The organism is Pseudocnuella soli (assembly GCF_004347775.1).
GTDB classification, from domain to species: Bacteria; Bacteroidota; Bacteroidia; order Chitinophagales; family Chitinophagaceae; genus Flavisolibacter; species Flavisolibacter aquaticus.
The window spans coordinates 2,306,212-2,327,118 of sequence record NZ_CP037755.1 but is presented as its reverse complement, the minus strand read 5'-3'; the positions used below and the strand labels follow the sequence as shown (position 1 = coordinate 2,327,118).

Below are 20,907 nucleotides of genomic sequence, written 5' to 3'. Positions count from 1 at the left end.
CCAATTGACTTATCAGTATCCTTCGTTTTGCACCAATGCTTTATCGATTAGGAGTTGCTCCGCCGGTAGTGGTAATACCAACCTGTTTGGATCGGTTACATTCAACACTGCAGCGGCACGGCCGGTACGTACCAGGTCGAACCAGCGGTGTGGCTCAAACGCAAATTCAATACGGCGTTCGGCTTCGATAGCTAGCAAAACCTCGTCATGTGTAGCAGCAGTTGCATTTGCCAGCCCTGCCCGGTCACGCACTGCATTCAAGTCGCTCAGTGCATCGCTGATCTTAGCACCACCCTGCTGCGCCCTTGCCTCTGCACGAATGAGGTACAGCTCCGCAATGCGGATAACATAGCTGGGATCAGTAGCCGGGTTGCGATAATACAGGTTACCGTACCAGCGATTCTGGTTGTCTTTTGCAACGAGTGAACTCCGGTTGCCGCCAATCAACGGATCATTTACCAATGCCACAAAAGCATCGCTGGGAGCCCATTGCCGGGTGCCGCCCCGCTCCTGCGGCTGCCACTGGCCGCGATGACCGTTGGATTCGGTGGTGCTGTAAAAAATTTCAAAAACCGCCTCCTGCGTACCCCTTGCATCATTGGCGAAAAAAGCGGAGTAGGGCTTCAACAATTTGTAATTGGTATCGTCAATTACTTTGGTAGCATACTCCTCTGCCTTAACCCACGCCTTCCGATACAAGTAATAGCGTGCTTTTAAGGCCCAAACAGTTTTCTGTGTGGCTCTGTGGCGATCGGTGGTAGGGGACAAAAGCGCCTCTGCTTTATCCAAATCACTGATCACCTGATTATACGTTTCGGTTAGGGATGACCGTGATACTTCAATATTATCTTTCTGGCTCAGACTAGGCTCGGTAATAAGCGGTACGCCACCCCAGGTTCGGGCCAGATCGAAGTAAGCCAGTGCCCTTATAAAATAGGCTTCACCAACAATCCCATTTTGCAATGCTGTGGATAGTTTGCCTTCTTCCAATGCGCCAACACGTTTAATAACATTATTGGCGCGGTTGATGGTGCGGTAAATGGCAATCCATGCCGCATTGATGGTGGAGTTATCTGCATTTACCTTGTGGTTGATAAACTCCTGCACCTGCGATTGCGAGCCGGTCCATTGTATGTTATCGCCAGAGAGGTAGCCAATCGATTGAAAGCTGGTTCCATAATATCCGCCATCAGCAAGAGCGCTGTACACGCCGCGCAGGGCTGTTTCGGCAGAGGCTTTATCGAATATGGGCTGATCATCGGATATGGAAGCACGGGGCTCCACATCCAGGTACTTTTCGCAGGATGTAAGCGCTACCAGCGTCAGTAAAAATCCCAAGTACTTTATTGTGTTCATGGTAAATCGGTAATGTTTTGATTGAACAATTTGCTGCAGTATTTACAGCGTCAGGTTTACGCCAATTTGAATACCTCTTGGCTGCGGCGGTGTGCCCAGGTCGATGCCTTGTTCGTTTTGCCCGCTGCCTGCGCTTGATTCCGGATCGAGCCCCGTGTATTTTGTAATTGTAAACAGGTTGGTACCCACTGCATAGAAGCGTACGGTTTGCAATCCGGCTTTTTGCGTAACCTCTTTTAGAAGTGTGTAACCAACCGACAGCGAACGTAGGCGCAGGAATGAGCCATCTTCGAGCCAACGGCTGCCGCCATCGCGATAGTTGTTCACGTTGATACCATCGGTACGCGGCACATTGGTAATATCTCCCGGCTTCTGCCACTGATCTAGGTTACTGGCCAGTATTACACGGGCTGCATCACGGGCACCGCCCCCTTCACCAAAAAAGCGGTTGTGGTTGTAAATTTTATTGCCGTACTGAAAGGAAAGAAATACGCCTGCATCAAAGCCGCGGTAGTTGAAGTTGTTGGTAAGCCCGCCAAAGAACTTGGGCCAAATGCTGCCGTAGATTTGTCGATCGCCGGTAGTGATCTTGCCATCCCCATTTACATCGTCATATACTGCATTTCCGGTTTGCGGATCAACATACAATTGGCGGTACACCCAGAACGAATAAAGCGGTGAGCCCTGTTGTTGCAAAATCAGATCGCGGCTGCCATACTTCAACGGTGCGTCAAGTTTTTCAATCCGGTTTTTGTTTTGTGCAATATTGAAAGAAGTGTTCCATGTAAAATTTCGGTTACAGATGTTCGTTGTATTGATGACCAGTTCAAAGCCGCGGTTGCTGATCTCGGCGGCATTGCTCCAGTAGCTGTTAAAACCAGAGGTTGCCGGCTGAGAAACAAGGAGCAACCCGTCGCGGGTATATTTGTGGTATACGTTAAATTCAACATTCAACCGGTCGCGGAACAAGCCGAGGTCAACACCAACATTGGCCTGGGTTGTTTTTTCCCAGCGCAGGTCTTTGTTCGACAATTGTTGCGGCGCCGTGCCGGCACTTCCCTGGTAAGGCGTACCGCCCGACCACAGGCCCCGTGCAGCAAAATCGCCAATGCCATTCTGGTTGCCGGTAGTACCATAGCTGGCCCGCAGCTTAAGCGTTGAAATGGGTTCAATGCCTTTCAGAAATTGCTCCTGGTCTGCTTTCCATGCTATGCCAACCGCGGGGAAATAGCCCCATTTGTGATCCTTACCAAATCTGGAAGAAGCATCGGCCCGCACACTGAAATCAACCAGATACTTTCCGGCAAAACTGTAGTCGACTTTCGAGAAAAACGACGCCAGCGTACTCTTGGTCCAGGTTTGTGTGCCCGTTGTTATTGCGGCCGAAGAAATCAGTTTAAATGAATTGTTGGCAAAGCCCCTGCCCTCGGAAGCCGTACGGGTATACACATCGCTTTGCAGCGTGTTGCCCACCAATACACCCAAATTGTGTTTGCCACAACGTTTACGATAGGTAAGCGTTTGCTCGTTGAGCAATGAAGTGAACTGACCGATAGAAGATGTAGCCAATCCGTTAGGACTGCCCGCAATGAGAAAGGTGTTCCAGTACTCCGATTCGTTGTAATTATTGTAATCGGCGCCAAAGGAGGAACGGAATTTCAGGTTGGGCAAAATTTCGGCATCGAGGTACAGGTTGCCAATGTAACGCAGGCTTACCGACGACACATCGTAGTGTTGCAGCAGCAGGTCTACGTTATCGAAACCAGCACGCCCAACCTGTATGCCATCTTCGTTTAAGGGTGACAGGTAGGTTGGCGTATGCAATGCGGCCTGCAGCAAACCGCCTGCCGGTCCGTCGCCAGCCCTTGCCTGGTTGCGGAAAGTGCGGGTAAAGGTATTGCTTACACCAACCTGCACTTTATCGTTTATTTTCTGATCGAGGTTCACCTTAAAGCTGGCCCGGTTAAAATCGATGGGCCGTAAAATGGCTTCCTGCTTATTAAAACCACCACCGATATAGTAGCGCGTTGTTTTAGTACCGCCGGTTAAAGAAATATCATAGTTGTGCAGTTGTGCAGTGCGAAAAACCTGGCCTAGGCGGTCGTAGGTTTGCTGCTCTTCGGGCAGGCCGCGGCCTCCTTCCGATACCGGCCTAAAAGGCCTGTTGGCAAAGGTTCTGTTTAAAGCGGGGTTATCGGTGCCGGTATTTACCCACCATTCATTTACCAGTGTTGCATGCTCGGGGCCGGTGGTCAGATCCCACAGCTTGGCTGCTTTTGCCCATCCATGCGATGCGTTGAAATTAATAGTGGGCCGTTGGTTAAAACTGCCCCTTTTTGTAGTAATCAGGATCACGCCATTGGCGCCTCTTGAACCGTATAATGCCGTGGCTTCCGCATCTTTCAGCACTTCAATGCTTTCAATATCGGCAGGGTTGATATCAGAGATGGGCGATGTTGCTTTGCCGCCGGTACCAATAGTTTGCAAAGTATTGTTATTGACAAAAACGCCATCTACCACATACAATGGATCATTGTCGGCATTGATAGAAGTAGCACCCCGCACCCTGACGTTTACAGCTTCTCCGGGTACGCCGGTATTGCTAGAGATTTGCACACCTGGCACTTTCCCCTGCAGCTGCGCATCAAAGCTGCCTGCAGGAATGTTGCGGGTTTCAGCAGGATTTACTTTTGTTACGGAGCCTATTAGGTTGCGTCGTTGCTGCGTGCCGTAGCCTACCACTACCACATCGCTCAATTGACTGGATACGGGTTTTAATTGTATAATAAAAGGGGCATCAGAAACCTGCGTGGTATCGGTCACATCGAAGCCAACATAGCTAACGCTATAAGTAACGGGCAGCCGCTGACCGGTTAAGAAATTAAACTCGCCTTTATTATTGGTCACCACTTCATGGGTAGTGCCTTTAATGTGCACGGTAGCACCTGCCAGTGGCTGCGCCGTTTGTGCGTCTACGACCTTTCCCCTGATGGCTATATTGTGTTGATTGGATTGCGCTAGTAGTGTATGCTGGGCTAACAGAAAGGCAGCGGTGCACAAGATCGTTTGCACAAGCCTGGCCCTTTTTGGTAGCAAGGTAAATTGAAACATTGTGGCTGGTTTATATAAATGCGACAGAAATATTTCGATAAGAGCATTAGCTCTTAGTCAATAAGCGACCTGTTGGTTTGCTGAACAACAGCCAGGAGCCAACGCAAAAGCCAATCGCCGACTTTTAGCGCATAGATTTCCTGGCCTGTTATTCAGCAAACAACAAGCGATATGGGGCAATAGCAAGGGCTATTGCAGACAAACAAAAACTGGTTGAAAATGCCTGCTTAGCAACAGCAGCAGGCGCAGCGCATGACCATTTTGGAATAGGAAGAGATCGCCATTACAGACCGGGCAGAATGCTTCGCTGTGTACATTACTGTAAACTTTAGTTGTTAAAGGTTAAGGTCAAATGCTGCTGGCGATTAACATCATTTGAGCTGGCGAACATTAGTCCACCGATTTGGTAGACAAATATAGAACAAAGGTTTTCCCGACAAAAAATATTTGTCTTTTTTTAAAAAAAAATTTCGAGTGATTAGGTGAAGTGCCTGATCATTCAAGCTATGCACATCTACCTGTCACATTATTTGCTGACAACAGTTTCGTCTTGTCCAGAACTATACATCACTGCACTACTGTTTTTCTTTTTTTGATTGCACAGTAAGTAACAGATGGGAATTGAATGATAGCTGGGCCACACAAATGCTGCAGTGCTGCAAGTCAATTTCAGACAGAACACAGCAAGTAAACCAAACATTTTTTTGAACCACTAACCCGCTACGCCACAATCATTTACATGCGTAACTAAAGAACCACTCAATAGCCGGGTTCAAAAAATATTTGGCAATTAAAAAATTTCGCTAATACATTTGTCTACCAAATAGGTAGACTATTAAATTTCATTTCAATTTTCCAAACCAGCCTGCAATACGGCGCCGAAAACCTAAAGCCGAACAAACCAACCGAGCATGAAGAAGTATCTTTTTTTAACGCTGCACGTTCTTTTCTGGAGCAGCGCCGCTTTTGCCCAAGGCACCATAAAAGGCGTGATCAAAGACAGCGTGGGTGCACCTGTTGAAGGCGCCACCATCAACATAACAGGCACCAACATTTACTCCTTTGCCGATGCCAAAGGACAATTCAGCATTGCCGTAACCAAGCAACCGCCTTACAAGCTGCGCATCAGTTCCATTGGCTTTCTGCCGCAGGAACTATTGGTAGACAGTTTTCCAGCTTTGCCCATAGCTGTTGGACTGGCACACAGCAACGAAATGTCGGAAGTGGTGGTAACCTCACGCCGGCGTATTGAAACCGCGCAGAATGTGCCCATACCCGTTACCGTGATCAGCGGCGCACTGGCCGATGATGCAGGCGCATTCAATGTAAACCGCATCAAAGAACTGGTGCCTACGGTGCAATTGTATTCATCTAACCCACGCAATACCACCCTCAACATCCGCGGCCTCGGTTCAACTTTTGGTTTGACCAATGATGGCATCGATCCCGGTGTTGGCTTCTATGTTGATGGCGTATATTATGCCCGCCCGGCCGCCACCACACTGGATTTCATCGACATCGACCAGATCGAAGTATTGCGCGGGCCACAAGGAACTTTGTTTGGTAAAAACACAACTGCAGGTGCATTCAACATCACCACGAGAGGGCCATCCTTTACACCCGGCGCCAAGTTTGAAGTAAGCTATGGCAACTATGGCTACATCCAGGCCAAAGCTTCCATTACCGGTCCCTTGAGCAAAAAATTGGCGGCACGTATTTCGTTTTCGGGCACCCAACGCGATGGCGTGCTGGAAAATGTGGTTACCCAACAACCGGTGAACGACCTGAATAACCTGGGTGTACGCGGCCAGCTATTGTACACACCTACTACCAAATTGAAAATAACTTTTGCTGCCGATGCTACCCGCCAGCGGCCTAACGGTTATGCACAAGTGGTGGCCGGCGTGGCTCCTACCCTGCGGCCTGCTTACCGCCAGTTTAACCAGATCATTGCCGACCTGAATTACCAATTGCCCAGCCAAAATCCATTCGACCGCTTGATCGACCACAATACATCATGGCGTTCGGGCAACGACTTGGGTGGCGTTTCCATGAATGCCGATTTTAAGATTGGCCGCGGAACGCTTACCTCCACCACGGCATGGCGCTATTGGAACTGGGATCCATCCAACGACCGCGACTTTACCGGGCTTGCCGTGTTGTCACTGTCGCAGGCCACATCCAAACACAAGCAATGGACACAAGAGCTGCGCTACGCCGGTGATATTTCTACAAAACTGAGTGGCGTGATCGGTGCGTTTGCCATCGGCCAGGACCTGAAAACCGACCCTTATCATATTGAAGAATCGGGTGCTGCGCAGTGGCGTTTCTCGCAAAGTTCTACCAGCGAAAAATGGAAGACACCTGGCCTGTTTGATGGCTATGGCATCAAAACTACTTCGCGGCTGAAATCCTTTGGTGCCGCGGTGTTTGGCCAATTGGACTGGGCCATTACACAACGACTGCACCTGTTGCCCGGCATTCGTTTTAACTACGACAAAAAAGACGTGGCCTACCTCCGAGAAACATACGGCGGCCTGCAAACAACCGATCCGGATTTGATTGCGCTGAAGAACATTGTGTACAGCAACCAGGCATTTACCGCCAATGTTGATGAAAGCAATCTTTCGGGACAACTGACGCTGTCGTACAAAGCTTCGGACCGCTTCAATTCGTTTGTTACTTACTCTTCCAGCTACAAGCCTGTGGGTGTAAACCTGGGTGGCCTGCCCACGAGCAATGGCAAAGTGCTGACCGAACTGGCCCGCATCAAACCGGAGTATGTAACGCATTACGAAGTTGGTTTTAAAACAAAGCCAACGTACAACACCACGTTCAATGTTGTGTTGCACAATACCGACATCAAAGACTACCAAACGCAGGTACAAACTGCCGAAGTGGGTGTAAACCGCGGATACCTGGCCAATGCAGAAAAAGTTCGGGTTCGCGGTGTGGAAATTGATGCCACCTACCGCACCAACAACCATGTGAACATTTTTGGTGCACTGGCTTACACCGATGGCAAATATGTTTCGTTTAAAAATGCGCCAGTGCCGCTGGAAGAAACCGGTGCGCCTTCGGCCTTCAAAGATGTATCGGGTGGACGATTGCCAGGCGTTTCAAAATGGGCCGGATCGTTGGGCGGCGAGCTCACTTCGAACGATGCAAAAGCACTGGGCCGCAAAGGCAAATATTTCTTTGGATTTGAAACCTACTACCGCTCTGAATTTTCATCCAGTGCATCGCCATCCAAATACCTGAACATTGATGGATACACATTGGTTAATGCACGGCTCGGTTTCCGCGCAGCAAACGGGCTTTCCCTTTTTGTTTGGTCGCGCAATTTGTTTGATAAAAACTACTTTGAACAATTGCTGCCTGCAGCAGGCAATTCGGGCCATTATGCCGGCGTACTCGGCGACCCGAGAACATTTGGTGCTACCATTCGGTATTCATTGTAAACAAAAAAAGCGCAGTATAAAAAAGCAAGGCCTGTTGGTCTTGCTTTTTTTGCTTCTCAGTCGGCGATGTTCGAAGCTGTATGCATTGCGCCATATTCGGCGCTACATTTGTTGACTAAAGCAAAAACAAACCATGCAACCCGATAAAAGCATTTTAGAAAAATACGCACAAGTAATGGTGCACTATGCTGTTAACAACGGTAACGGCATTCAAAAAGGCGATACGGTTTTTTTGGTGGGACAGGAATGTACCAGGGATTTATTCCTCGCAATTGGCAATGAAATTTATGCAGCCGGCGGCAATGTTATTTCCAACTATTTACCCAACAACACTAAAGAAACAAGCCTTGCCCGGATGCTATTGCAACAAGGCAGCGATGAGCAGTTGTCATTTTTTGCACGCCCTTATTGGCAGGGTATTGTAGATGCTACCGATCATATCCTGTTCATTGTTTCGGAGCCCGATGTGCATTACCTGGCAGACGTTCCGGCCGCTAAAGTAAGCCTGATGAACAGCGGCAGAGCGCCTTATATGAAAATGCGGGAACTGAAAGAACAAGCAGGCAAATTGTCGTGGACACTTTGTTTGTACGGCACGCAATCGATGGCCGATGAAGCTGGCTTAACACTGGACGAATACTGGGAGCAGATCATTGATGCCTGTTACCTGCGCGAAGCGGACCCGGTGAGCCGCTGGAAAACGGTACAGGCCGAGATTGAAACCATCAAAGACAAATTGGATGCATTGGCTATTGAATCGGTGCATATAAAAGGCGAAGATGTAGACCTGCACGTACAAATTGGCCAGCACCGCAAGTGGCTTAGTGGCGGCGGAAAAAATATTCCTTCGTTTGAAATATTCACATCACCCGATTGGCGCGGCACTAACGGCACTATCCGGTTCAATCAACCGCTTTATTATTCGGGCAAACGCATTGCAGGCGTGGCACTGGAGTTTGCAAACGGCGTTGTTATAAAATCATCCGCTGCCGAAAATGAAGATGCGCTGAAAGAAATGATTGCACAGGAAAACGCCGACAAGGTTGGCGAGTTTTCACTAACCGACCGGCGCCATTCCCGCATCACTAAATTTATGGCTACTACCCTGTTTGATGAAAACATGGGCGGCGCATTTGGCAACACCCATATTGCATTGGGCAATGCATACAAGGACACATTTACCGGCGACATGGCTGCTGTAACCGAGGAAGAATGGGCTGACATGGGTTATAACAGTTGCCCGAAAGTGCATACTGATATCATCAGTACCAGCGACCGCACGGTTACTGCTACACTTCGTGATGGCAGAAAGCAAGTAATCTATCAAGATGGGCAGTTTACGTTGGATTAGTTAACTGGGTATTTTTTTGCCGATCATAGACAAATTACAAACGGCGCACAGAACCCATTCATCTGGCTTTTGTGCGCCGTTTGTAATTGTAGCCGATGCTTTATTTATAAAGTGTATTAATGTTTAGTGATCAACAATATCCTCCCAACCTCCACGCACCTCTTTCCAGCTGCCTTCTGCAATTTCTGCTTCGAGTTCGCCAGCATCCCAACCGCAATAACCGATCAGCATTTTTAGATCCTGCTTTCCCAGGCTTCCATTGTTGATGGCAGCAACTGCCTGCTCAATATTGCCACCAAAATAAATACCCGCTGCAACCCGTTCTCCGCCCTCAATTAAATCGGGGCGACGATGTATTAAAAAGAGTTGTTCGCCACCAACAGGACCGCCTTCATAAAGTGGAAAAGGGGTGCTGTGCTTATACGCTTCCAACTCATGCAGCGAACGGCCAAATGGCCGGTTAACAATAAAGCCAACGGCGCCGGCATCATTGCATTCAGTGAGAAAGATGATTGCATTTTCAAAATAGGTGCCCCTCAACGCCCCGGTACTTTGTATAAAATTTCCTGCTTGCATGGCTATAAAATATATAAAGGATGCAACAGCAAGTTAAGGCAGGATTGGTACGGATGCTTCATTTTAATGTAGGCTAAAAAACCGCCACTTTCCTTCTTGCTTTTACATAAAAAGCCCCCTGTAGACACAGGAGGCCGTACTAACGATTGCTTGCCATTGGGTGCCATGAACGGATTCGAACCGTTGTATAAGGCTTTGCGGGCCTTAACCTCGCCACTCGGCCACACGGCACAAAAACTTAATAGAGCGCAGCCGCGTCAGGGCAACAAAATGGTTACCTGCACCGGCGCAGAATCAACCCGAACCTGCTTGTCTTTTTTGTCATTGCCCCTCACGGTGATGGTTAGTGGCAATTCCTGCCAGCTCGTGAACTGAAAAGCACCTTTGTCATTGGTAAATGCTTCCTCCTCTCCTTTACTTGCATACACATGCAACTGCGGCAGCGGCTTACGCGTATGCGCATCGAGCACAATCCCAGTCACCTCGATGGGTGGGTTGTGTTCAATATTTTTATAAGACAAAAGCATGATCAACATAATTGAAATCAGCGGAACCGAAATTTTTGTACGCATGACTAAATTTTTTAACCGGTTTGTGATGACGCCATGGGTGGAATCGAACCACCGTCGCGGGTTTTGCAGACCCCAGCCTATCCACTCGGCCACATGGCTATAGAAACTTTGAAATTTTGCTTATCGAGAGCTTTATGCGCTTGAAACAAATGCTACAACTGCAACGATCCCTTGCCTCAAACCAACCGCAACTGTATCATGTAGTTCGCTTGAATATCGACACAACTTATAAGACCATCTAGGCATGCATTTCACTGATGGATACCGTTGCAGGATCAAAACAAATCAACAACAGTAGTACATCACGTCCGTTTGTTTGTAGCACATCGCCATTGAAGCCAGGGCAAAAGATTTGACTAAGTTCATTTCGAAAACTTTGAGGGTTGTGACATTTCTACCGTTGGCGATTAACAGAGAAACAAATAGTCTACCAAATTGGTAGACAAATATAAGCCGAATATAATTCTAGCCAACAGATTCACTAATTTTTTTGGAAAATAATTGATGTACGCTTCGCACTTTTTGTGCAAAGTGCAACAATACATCACACCATAGACATTTGGCATTGCAGTCCTCTTGAATAGATTGAAATATGGCAATGCTGTGCTTCTACATTCCTAAGTGTTTTGGTGCAAAAACGCAACTAAAATGATTCAAGCATTTACGTGCTGAAGTTTTCATCAGACACAATACTGTCTATCGTTCTCGAAAAAATATAGACTATGCTAAAGAATCGGCGAAAATCTTAAACAAATTCACCGCTATTGGCACCAACACATGCACGCCGGTTTGCCAGCCTTATTGGTATGATATTTCGACCATTCCCGCACAGCAACGCTGCAGATATACTATTAGTAGCAGCATAAACATGCACATAAATCAAAAAACAATTATGGACGAGCAATACAAAATTACCCGGCGAAAAGTGCTGGGTGGAATCGGCGCCAGCCTGGCAACAATTGCGGTTCCGAAAGCATTTGGACAGTCGAACAATGCACAGCCGACAGCAGCCAGACTAGAAGACCCTACAACCAAGTATCCAAAGCCGCCGTTTAAAAGCCAGTCGCAGCCATGGCCCGGACTGGCCAGCAAAATGGAACCCCGACCCGATCATGGTGAGCAAAGCTACAAAGGCTCCGGACGCCTGCAGGGCCGCAAAGCGCTGATCACTGGCGGCGACTCAGGCATGGGCCGCGCCGCTGCCATCGCCTTTGCACGGGAAGGTGCCGATGTGGCCATCAACTACCTGCCCGCCGAAGAGCCCGATGCCCGTGAGGTAATTGCCCTCATCAAAGCCGAAGGCAGAAAAGGCATTGCTATTCCGGGCGACATTACCGATGAAGCATTTTGCAAGCGGCTGGTGGAAGAAGCGGTACGTGGATTAGGCGGCCTAGATATACTGGTAAACAATGCGGCATTGCAACAAACAAAGCCTTCTATTGCTGACATAAGTTCTGAGCAATTTGACCGCACGATGAAAACAAATGTGTATGCGCCGTTTTGGATCACCAAGGCAGCACTGACGCATTTAAAACCCGGCTCTGCTATCATTGTTACTACATCCGAACAGGCTACTGACCCGTCGGCAGAACTGTTTGATTATGCGCAAACCAAAGCGGCCAATACCAGCTTTGTCCGTTCGATGGCCAAGCAACTGGCACCAAAAGGCGTACGGGTAAATGGTGTTGCACCCGGGCCCATTTGGACGCCGCTGCAAGTGAGCGGTGGTGCCACCCAAGAGAAGCTGCAAAAGTTTGGCGGCGATACACCAATGGGCAGGCCCGGTCAGCCGGTGGAACTTGCTTCTATCTATGTGCAGCTGGCGGCAAGTGATGCAAGCTATGCCACAGGGCAGGTGTATGGTGCTATGGGCGGTGGTGGATTGCCTTAGTATCCGATTGTAAATACCGAGAAAAGAAAAAGCATTTCGCAATTTATATTATGATTGATAAACAAACGGCCTATTCATTTGATGAATAGGCCGTTTGTTTAAAAGAGAATGGGTAATGTTTTCATGCACCTTTCTAGCAAATTCATTGCGATGAAATATTACAGCAATGCAGCCAACTTCTCCTGCAACACTGGCCCACGCAGATCAAGTGCAACGATCTTCCCCTCGGGATTTACCAGGAAGTTCGCCGGGATGGCTTTAATGCCATACATCTCCGCCACTACATTTTTCCAGCCTTTCAGGTCAGACACCTGCGCCCAGGGCATGCCGTCTTTTTGAATGGCTTTGATCCACGCATCACGAACATGATCCAGCGATACACCTAGGATCACAAAGCCTTTGTCTTTGTATTGCTGGTAAGCATTGAGCAAATTGGGGTTTTCGGCGCGGCAGGGTGTGCACCAACTGGCCCAAAACTCCACCAGCACCCACTTGCCTTTATATGCATCAAGGCTTACATCTTTGCCATCCACATCCTGCTGTACAAAACTGATTGCCGGTTCGCCAATCTGTACGCGGCCTAAAAGGTTTAGCCGTTCGGCAAGGGCCACGCCTTGCGATGAAGATTGAATTTTTTCATGCAACGCATCAAACAGCACCACTGCTTCTTTCACATTTTTCACGTTGCTGAATGCGTATAGTTCGTGTGCACTGATATAGCTGGCCGGATGTTCTTTGATGTATGTTTTGCGCAGTTCAAATTCATGCTGGTACAACCGGTTCATTTCTGTTTCCAGCTTTGCAGCTGCCAGCGTATCGCCTTGTTGCCGTGCAGCATTTGATTTGGCAAAAAGATCATTCACCCTTCCGCGGTTGTCCATGATCATTTTATTGAACGCAACAAATTCTTTCGTTGCAGCCGGGCCTGTTATGATTAAGCTATTTGGTTCATCGGCGCGGCCTTTTACTTCAATTTTTCCATTGTCTACATACAGGTCAAAACGCACCTTGAAATCTGAAGTAAACACCATTGCCGGTACCGGTTCCGCTACCGAACCTTTAAACGAAAAACTTCCGTCCACCACTTTAGCCGTATCAATGTGGCTGTTGTGAAAGCCGCCATAGGTCAGCATGATCTGCGGCGCATCGAGGCCAGCAATTTTTGCAGTCAATGTAAAGCCCGGAGCTTTCTTGCCCGCTGTTTGTGCGCTTGCAGCAAAAGCGAGCAGCAGCGCCAAAATATAGAGTGAGGTATGTTTCATGTCTAATTTTTATATGATTTTCTAAATGTTTCTACTGTGTCAGATCGGATCAATTGGCATGTAAAAACGAAGCATTGCAAAATGGAAAATGTGATGCGGCGAAAACTATCGCACAGCCAGGTCAACCGGCTTGCCGGGTATGCCTTCAATCTTTTTCGTAACCGAACCGTTTTGCCCGGTGCCGACGTTTAATAAATAAACAGCACCTTCTACACCAACAGCAAGTGTGTTGTCGTTGTCCATTAATTTAATCATCGAAATGGCCTTGCCGCCTAGGTCCGCACCAAGTGCAACCAGCTCGCCATTGAGCGGATTGTAGCGGTGAATAGTATTTCCATTTGCCAGGTAAAAAACACCGGTGTTGGTTGCGACCAGCTTTGTGCCTTCCTGCATCAGATTTTGCTGCGCAAACAAGCGTCTATGTATGGGTGTAAACTGGAATGGCCCATTGAAGTTTACGGTAAACTTATGCTCATACACTGCACCATCCGGCGCCTTCATAAATGCATACACATCATTGCCGTTGATCTGCACCAGGTGCAGCAATTCCATACCGGTGTTTTTGGGATCAAACGCATTGCCCATCACATCGTAATCAACACCGAAATACATGGGCGATCCAAAAAGATTGAAGCGCAGGAACCCTTTTTTGATTTTATCAAAACCAATGTAATACCCCGAGAACGTGGCCATGCTGAAATTGAAAATAAACTTGTCCGACAGTTCATAATCTCCCGGTGTGTTCAGTCCAAATTTTCCATACAAAGGGTTTTGATCCCAGGTAGAAGTTGTGCCCGCATAGAGCTTACCATTGGCTACGCCGGTGATCACACCAAAAAAGTTGGATTGCATGCCACCGATTTTCACACTTGCCGGCGGCTCAAAAAAGTTTTCCTTGATGTATTGTTTCCGCTGCATGGTATTAGCATCAAGCTGTACGCCGGGGTTGTCACCGGTTGAAGAAAACACCCAGTAGCTATTGATTACCGAAGGGTTGTATGCCTGTGCCACCGGCACCAGTTGCAGCGGGCCTTTTGGCAACGATTCGCCATGCATGGCTTCGTACAGTCTTGCCTGCACCGCGCCATCGGGGCGGATGAATGTGAGTTGTCCTGTTTCGCCTTCTTCGCTCAGCACCACCATGCCTTTCGAAAAAGCGGTTTTTCCATCAATAGCAAAATCGTGAAAATATTTCATGCCGGTGATGGTATCGGTGATGGATAACCGCGCAAAATAACGTTTGGGCCCAAGGCCAAAAATCGTTCTTAGTTGCGGCCCGCTGTACGAGTCGTGGCTAAGCTTTTCCTGGATGGCGATCTTCCAGTCATAACGCAGGTGCGCTGACCCTTTTGAAGTAGTTACACCCGGATCAACAATGAGGCTGTCGCCCACAAATACCGAATACACTGTATCGAGTGTGGTTACCTTCGGCGCTTCGGGCATGTTGTATTCGTAGTTGCCTTTGTCTTTGTAACACGAAACCAATAGCCCGGAAACAAGAAGGGTAAAGCAAAATATTTTGATGAATGTTTGCTTGTTCATTTAAATTACCTCCGTTCCGTTTTCGTCAATGAAATAATATTTGCCACTCTGCGCATTCAGCCGCAGCACAAACTTTTTCGCAGCGTTGCTGCTGTTGTACAACTCGTAAGTGGTGTTGTTTTTTTGTTCCAGCACATATCCTTTGCTGCTGTTTTCCCCGACCCATTTAAACGGGTCGGCAAGGAAGCTGTTGAGGCGGCCAACATGATACAAGTTCTTGGGTGCATCCAAGCCTGATAGCGTCATATGAATGGTGCCGGAGCTGATGAGGAACAATTCGTGTTTTACCTGCGAGTAATAAGCACCAAGCCACATCTCCCACCAGTCGGGCTTTTCCAGCTTGCTCGAGAACACGATTTTTGCGGAGGACAAACCAGTCAAAGCCAGACCGAAATCACTTGTTTCCACCAGGCTGAGGCGCAGCATTACCGACTCGTTGCTCAATTTTGCATCCTTGTTGTACAGCACAATGGGCAGTGCAAATGTGCCCGAGTCGGCAGGCATAGTGTAGCTTTCTTTCAGCGCTTCGTAGTGCACGCCGGGCACGGCCGTGGTGCCCTGCGTAATGGGTTGTACTTTAAATGTGCGGGCACTGTTTACCCTTTTACCGGAAATGCGCACCGGCAGCAAAATGGTATCGGTGGCTTTGCCGGGCTCGTAAGCAAAAGTGTACACAATGCTGTCGCGGTCTTTGGTTGCGGCGTCGAAATCAAAATAAATATTATCGGGACTGTTGTATTTCAGCTCCGCTGCTTTTTTGCAGGAAGCAATGGACACAGCCATCAAAAACAGTGGTAAAAAAATCTTACTCATTGCAGGTTGTTTAACGGTTGCCAAATTCAATTTCATCGTTAGGCAGCGGAAACACGAAAATGGAATTGCTTGCCGGGTACGTTACCCCCGATTGACCGCTGATGCTCCTATTCAATCGCTTGTACAAGTAAAAGATCTGCCCCTCGCCATAAAATTCTTTGCGGGCTTCCTTCAGCAATTCCAATTGAAATGCATCTTTCGATGCAACGTTGGTGAGTTGTGTACCAATGCCGCGATTGAACCGCACATCGTTGAAATACTTCAGTGCCAGTTGCGGGTTAGTATCAAAAGCGGCTTCCGCTGCGATGTAATACATTTCGCTCAGGCGCAGTGCAGGCGCCACCAGCGGATGACGGTTCGCGTCGTTGTCACGCAGGTATTTTTGTACTTCATAACGTCCGCCTGTAACGTCGAGGGCTAACCGAACCCATTCTTTAAAACGCAGGTCCTCGGCGCCTACGCCGGCCACTTCAAAAAGTGCACGGCCTGCATTTTCTTCGATGTATAAACTTGCGGTAGCCGATCCAAAGCGGTTGAGCAGCGGTTGCCGCATTTCCGGGATGTACCAGGCAAACAACAACTCTTTGTACAGGATGCGGTCTTTTTTGGTAGCATCAGGTGTGATAAAATCAACGGCAGATGTCCAAGGAAATTTTTGCGCCGCGATCACTTCCTGCGCCTGCTGCAATGCTTCGTTGTTTTTTGCACCGTACAAATAAGCCCTTGCCAGCGTGCCACAAACCGCGTAATAATTCATGCGGTGACGGCGGTTTTGCACAAACAGGTCCTGCGCTTTTTCTTCGCCGGCATTGGCGTCGGCCGGGTAAGCAACTAAGTAATCCGCAGTGCGAATCGGGTCGGTATTGCGCAGCAACTCTTTTGCAGCCAGCAGGTCGTCCACTACTTTACCCAAAACTTCGGTTACGGTATACTGTGGGGTTACTTTGTTGGTAAATAGCGTAACATAAGGAATGCCCTTTTCATTGGCGCCGTTGGCAAATGACGGGGCAAACATCCGCAACAGATCTAAATGCATATAAGCCCGCAAGGCTAGTGCTTCGCCTTTGATCAGCGCATATTGTGTGCTGGTGAGCAAGGCCTTTCGCTCCTCGATGTTTTCCAGGATCAAATTGCAACTGCTGATGGCATGATACAGCCCTTTCCACGCCGCATCTTTTCTGCTAATGAACCATGCATCTTTATAGTTAAATAAAGAAGTTTGGCGGTAGCCCAGGTTATCGGTAAAAGAAATGGAATAATTCTGCGCCAGCACATCCAGAAAACCAAAGGTCAGTTCATTGCCGTAGATATCGCCTTGCGTGGCGCGGCTGTACACACCATTCAAAGCTTCTTCAAAGCCTTCGGCGGTGCGAAAGAGTTCATCTTTCGAAATATCAGATTCGGGATTTACATCCAGAAATTTTTTGCAGGATGCCAGCGATGCCAGCATGCACACTGCAAGTAGTATTTTTTTCATTGCTGTCAAAAGCTTGTTTGAAGAGAAAAAGTGAAATTCCGTGCAAACGGGTAGTACAACCCGCGTTCAATCTGGATGGAAGAAGACCGCCAGATATCGTTTGCAGTAAGCGCCACACGCAGGTTGCTCATGCGCAGTCTTGAATAAACGGCTTTGTTGAAATCGTACGACAGGTACACCGAACGGAGCTCCAGCAAGTTGTCTTTTTGTACAAAACGATTGGAGGCAAAAGATGTCCCCAGGTCGGCCACATCTTTAAAGTAAGTATGGTCGCCCGGTTTCTTCCAGCGCTGGTCCAGCACACGGCGGTCTACGTTGAACCTCGGGTCTGCATTTTCCACGCGGTCGGCCAGTGTTTGGTTGTACACATCGGCACCAAAGCGGTAGAAAAAGCTGGCCGACAACATGAAGTTTTTATAGGCAATATTGGCACCCAAAAAGCCTTCGGCTTTCGGTGTATAATCGCCCACCGGTACAATATCTTTTACGTCCCACACATAGGTCAGCGAGTCGTTGCGTTTGATAAAGATCTCCTGCCCGTTTTCCGGGTCAATGCCCAGCGAACGCACTGCGTAAATGGTGTTGAGCGACTGGCCTTCATTAAAGCGTAGCAGCGGCACCGAACGGTACTTCGCCGACACCTGCTGTTCGTCGGCTTTGTCGTTGTATTCTTTCAGAGCGTTGGATATGCGCAGGATGCGGTTCTTATTACTGATGGCGTTGGCGGTGATCGTCGCCGTGAGCCCGCGTTTTTTTACCACATCATATTTCAGGTTCAATTCAAAACCATAGTTCTCCATGTCGCCCAGGTTGTCTTTATAAGAAGTAAAACCTGTGGACGGCGGCAACATGATATCGGCCAGCAAGCCCTTTGTGAGTTTGTAATAATAACGCGGCGCAATGGTGAGGCGGTCGCCAAACATGCCAAAGTCGAGGCCCACATCATAGTTCTGTGTTCGCTGCCATTGCAGGTTATCGTTGCCAAACTGGTTTACAATGGCGCCCACACCGGTGGAGTACCAGTTGCTGCTGTAGTAAGTAAATGTTGTTTTAGACAGGTACGGCGGGAACGACACCGCACCGGTAAGGCCCGTGCTGGCCCGCAGCCGCAACAAGCTGATGGCCGATCCACGCAGAAAATCTTCCTTGTGCACATTCCATCCAATGCCGGCCGCCCAAAAAGGCGCTACACGGCTATCGGAGCCAAACTTCGAGGAACCATCAGCCCGCACCGATATGTCGGCGAGGTACTTGTTGTTCAACGAATAGTTCAGGCTCAGGAACGAACCAAACAAGCGGTCGCGGGATACATTCCCACCCGGCGCAGCATTCTCTTCGTACCGGTTGGCAAAGCCAATATTGGTAAACCGGTCGTTGGTAAAGCCAACCGCGGAAAACGATTTGGTGTCGCTGAGGTAGGTGCGGATATTGGTGCCCAAAGCAAAGTTCAGGAAATGCGCACCGATGCCCTTGTTGTAGGTAAGTGTAGCATTGCCATCGAGTGCCGTTTCGCCAATGCCGGTAAAATTATAGCGGCCGCGGTTGGCAAGCTGGCTGGTCGGGTAAAAATAAAACGCGTTGGAAAGCGGCGATTGAAACTGGTCGAACTCAGAATTGATTTTGGTTAAACTGCCCAGGGCACGCAGCCGCAAACCCGGAACAATATTCCAATCGGCAGAAAGCGCTTCGATGATTTCGAGGTAAGTGCCTTTATTGAACGAGCTCAATGTTGAATTATACAATGGGCTCAACACACTTTCCGTTTGTACGGCACCGTTAGGTGTATTGCGGTTGGTCCACGCATCAATTTCCTGCAGGGTGTTGCCCAGCGAGTCGGTCTTTGGATAGTACGGGTTCATCCGCACATACTCATCAAACCCGCCATAGGGCGACTCCTGCGACTGCACTGATGCTACGGTAAGAATGTTGCGGAACGAGAACTTGCTGCTCGGGCTGTAAGTGAGGTGCATGCCCAGGCTGTAGCGGTTGCGAAATGATTCTTTCATTACACCCGGCGTGGCCTGGTAGCGCATTTCCAGCCCGTACCGGATGGACTGCGAACCACCTTCGAGGAACAGGGAATGTTTTTGGCCAATGGGTGTAGTAAGCGGCTGCGACAACCAATAGGTATTAACGCCACCCACAACGTTTTGCTTTTTGCGGTAGTACAATACGTCCAATTGGTCCTGGCTCAATGCAGGATTGTTGGCGGCATCATACAGGCCGGCAAGCCTTTCATATTCCAGTTTTTCTGCAGCATCCAGCACTTTATAGTCAGTAAGATCCGGCGCCATCGCATTCAGCTCAAAGTTGTAGGCCAGTTGCAACTTACCTTCTTTGGGCGCTTTTGTGGTAATCACCAAAACGCCGTTTGCGGCACGTGAACCATAAATGGCGGTGGCAGCGGCATCTTTCAACAAGGTGATGGACTGGATACGGTTTACATCCAGGTCATACACTTTTTGCAGGCTTACTTCAAAGCCATCCATGATAAAAGTGGGCAGGTTCATGCTCGTGGCTAAATTGTTTCGGTCGAGCATGCCTTCGCCGCCAGTGGGCAACGCGGTGGATCCCCGCACATTTACCGCCGGCAGCCGGTTGGGGTCGGAGCCCAGCAGGTTGTTTTCCGTAAGCTTGAATGAAGGGTCAAAGGATTGAATGGCCTGCAGCACATTCAGCGGGTTGTTTTTCTTTAATTCTTCACCGGAAACAGTAGTTGTAGTGCCGGTAAAACTTTCTTTTTTCAACACTTGGTAGCCGGTTACCACAAGGGCTTCCATCGGTGCAGCAGCGAGGCTTAAGCTAACAGTAATCGGGCCCACATCTTTTACCACAACTTCTTTTGCAGTATAACCAACATAGCTAATGATCAATGTAACGCCGGGATCGGCCTGTATGGAAAACTGCCCTTTATCGCCGGAAACCACGCCTGCCTTACCGCCTTTTACCATGATGTTGGCGCCGGTAATCGGCTTGCCGGTTTCAGCATCCACCACGGTGCCCCGCACATCAATAAAAGCAACCTGTACGGCTTCCACAGACACAGGTTTCGGCACCGCTTCGGCCTGTTTTTGCCGAAGGCTTACCACCACCGTTTCGTTTACAATGCTGAAGCCGAGCGGCTGGTTGCGAAAGCATTGCTCCAGCACCTGTTGTATCGGCGCATCTTTTACCTGTATGCTTACGGGCTGCGCTGCCTTTATGGCTTTTGCATTGTAAAAAAATGTGTAGCCGGTCTGCTTCTTGATGTCTTTAAACACCTGCTCCAGCTTTGCATTGGTGCGGCTTAAAGTAACCCGTTGCGAAAAACCGGCAGCACTTACCTGCAGACAGGCAGCCAAAAGTAAAACAGCGGTGAGGTTCATTAGTTTGACGGTTGAGGCCTTCACAAGGGGCCGTCGGGGCCGCACCTTGCAAAGAATACGAAGAATCATACTTTTGCGTTGTTGGTTTTACAATGTTGTTTCAAGGCCGCAAGGCCGCGTAGTTGTCTGC

12 protein-coding genes and 2 tRNA genes are annotated in these 20,907 nt (G+C 48.7%); 3 read left to right on the top strand and 11 right to left on the bottom strand.

Translation table 11 applies throughout. The annotated features are described in order from the left end of the window. Positions 1-12: 12 nt before the first annotated feature. Both EPD17_RS09540 and EPD17_RS09535 read right to left on the bottom strand, forming a co-directional pair. The gene (locus tag EPD17_RS09540) at positions 13-1,356 is read right to left on the bottom strand and encodes a RagB/SusD family nutrient uptake outer membrane protein (RefSeq protein WP_132053735.1); all 1,344 of its coding nucleotides are present in this window, start codon (positions 1,354-1,356) and stop codon (positions 13-15) included. 42 nt (positions 1,357-1,398) lie between these two features. Continuing rightward, positions 1,399-4,428: a SusC/RagA family TonB-linked outer membrane protein gene (locus tag EPD17_RS09535; protein ID WP_204743395.1), complete on the bottom strand. Its 3,030-nt coding sequence runs from the start codon at positions 4,426-4,428 to the stop codon at positions 1,399-1,401. A 950-nt stretch (positions 4,429-5,378) separates the two neighbouring features. On the opposite strand from EPD17_RS09535, the gene EPD17_RS09530 reads away from it, so the two are divergent. Together EPD17_RS09530 and EPD17_RS09525 are read left to right on the top strand one after the other, a co-directional pair. Next, positions 5,379-7,928 carry a TonB-dependent receptor gene (locus tag EPD17_RS09530; protein ID WP_132053731.1) on the top strand — a complete coding sequence of 850 codons (2,550 nt, stop codon included), beginning with the start codon at positions 5,379-5,381 and terminating at the stop codon, positions 7,926-7,928. Positions 7,929-8,061: 133 nt separating this feature from the next. Next, entirely contained in the window at positions 8,062-9,279 is a 1,218-nt protein-coding gene (locus EPD17_RS09525; protein WP_132053729.1) for an aminopeptidase, read from the top strand. Between the two features lie 123 nt (positions 9,280-9,402). Here EPD17_RS09525 and EPD17_RS09520 read toward each other — a convergent pair whose 3' ends face one another. The 4 genes from EPD17_RS09520 to EPD17_RS09505 all read right to left on the bottom strand — a co-directional run bounded on the left by EPD17_RS09520 (position 9,403) and on the right by EPD17_RS09505 (position 10,526). Then, positions 9,403-9,855: a YqgE/AlgH family protein gene (locus EPD17_RS09520; RefSeq protein ID WP_132053727.1), complete on the bottom strand. Its 453-nt coding sequence runs from the start codon at positions 9,853-9,855 to the stop codon at positions 9,403-9,405. A gap of 157 nt (positions 9,856-10,012) precedes the next feature. Beyond that, positions 10,013-10,086: transfer RNA gene (locus EPD17_RS09515), tRNA-Cys, on the bottom strand. Positions 10,087-10,112: 26 nt separating this feature from the next. Continuing rightward, on the bottom strand, positions 10,113-10,427 hold the full coding sequence (locus EPD17_RS09510; RefSeq protein WP_132053725.1) for a carboxypeptidase-like regulatory domain-containing protein: 315 nt from the start codon (positions 10,425-10,427) through the stop codon (positions 10,113-10,115). A gap of 28 nt (positions 10,428-10,455) precedes the next feature. Next, positions 10,456-10,526, bottom strand: a tRNA-Cys gene (locus tag EPD17_RS09505). A 793-nt stretch (positions 10,527-11,319) separates the two neighbouring features. On the opposite strand from EPD17_RS09505, the gene EPD17_RS09500 reads away from it, so the two are divergent. After that, on the top strand, positions 11,320-12,318 hold the full coding sequence (locus EPD17_RS09500) for an SDR family oxidoreductase (protein WP_132053723.1): 999 nt from the start codon (positions 11,320-11,322) through the stop codon (positions 12,316-12,318). A gap of 158 nt (positions 12,319-12,476) precedes the next feature. On the opposite strand, the gene EPD17_RS09495 is transcribed toward EPD17_RS09500, so the two are convergent. From EPD17_RS09495 to EPD17_RS09475, 5 genes are all read right to left on the bottom strand, one after another. Next, positions 12,477-13,580, bottom strand: coding sequence for a TlpA disulfide reductase family protein (locus EPD17_RS09495; RefSeq protein WP_132053721.1), 1,104 nt, complete (start codon positions 13,578-13,580; stop codon positions 12,477-12,479). A gap of 105 nt (positions 13,581-13,685) precedes the next feature. Then, positions 13,686-15,122, bottom strand: coding sequence for a PKD-like family lipoprotein (locus tag EPD17_RS09490; protein WP_132053719.1), 1,437 nt, complete (start codon positions 15,120-15,122; stop codon positions 13,686-13,688). Further along, complete coding sequence (locus EPD17_RS09485) at positions 15,123-15,935, bottom strand: DUF4843 domain-containing protein (RefSeq protein ID WP_165929580.1); 813 nt, start codon at positions 15,933-15,935, stop codon at positions 15,123-15,125. It abuts the gene before it with no gap. 10 nt (positions 15,936-15,945) lie between these two features. Then, complete coding sequence (locus EPD17_RS09480) at positions 15,946-17,412, bottom strand: RagB/SusD family nutrient uptake outer membrane protein (RefSeq protein ID WP_132053715.1); 1,467 nt, start codon at positions 17,410-17,412, stop codon at positions 15,946-15,948. Between the two features lie 5 nt (positions 17,413-17,417). Next, positions 17,418-20,777, bottom strand: coding sequence for a SusC/RagA family TonB-linked outer membrane protein (locus EPD17_RS09475; protein WP_132053713.1), 3,360 nt, complete (start codon positions 20,775-20,777; stop codon positions 17,418-17,420). Positions 20,778-20,907 lie beyond the last annotated feature (130 nt).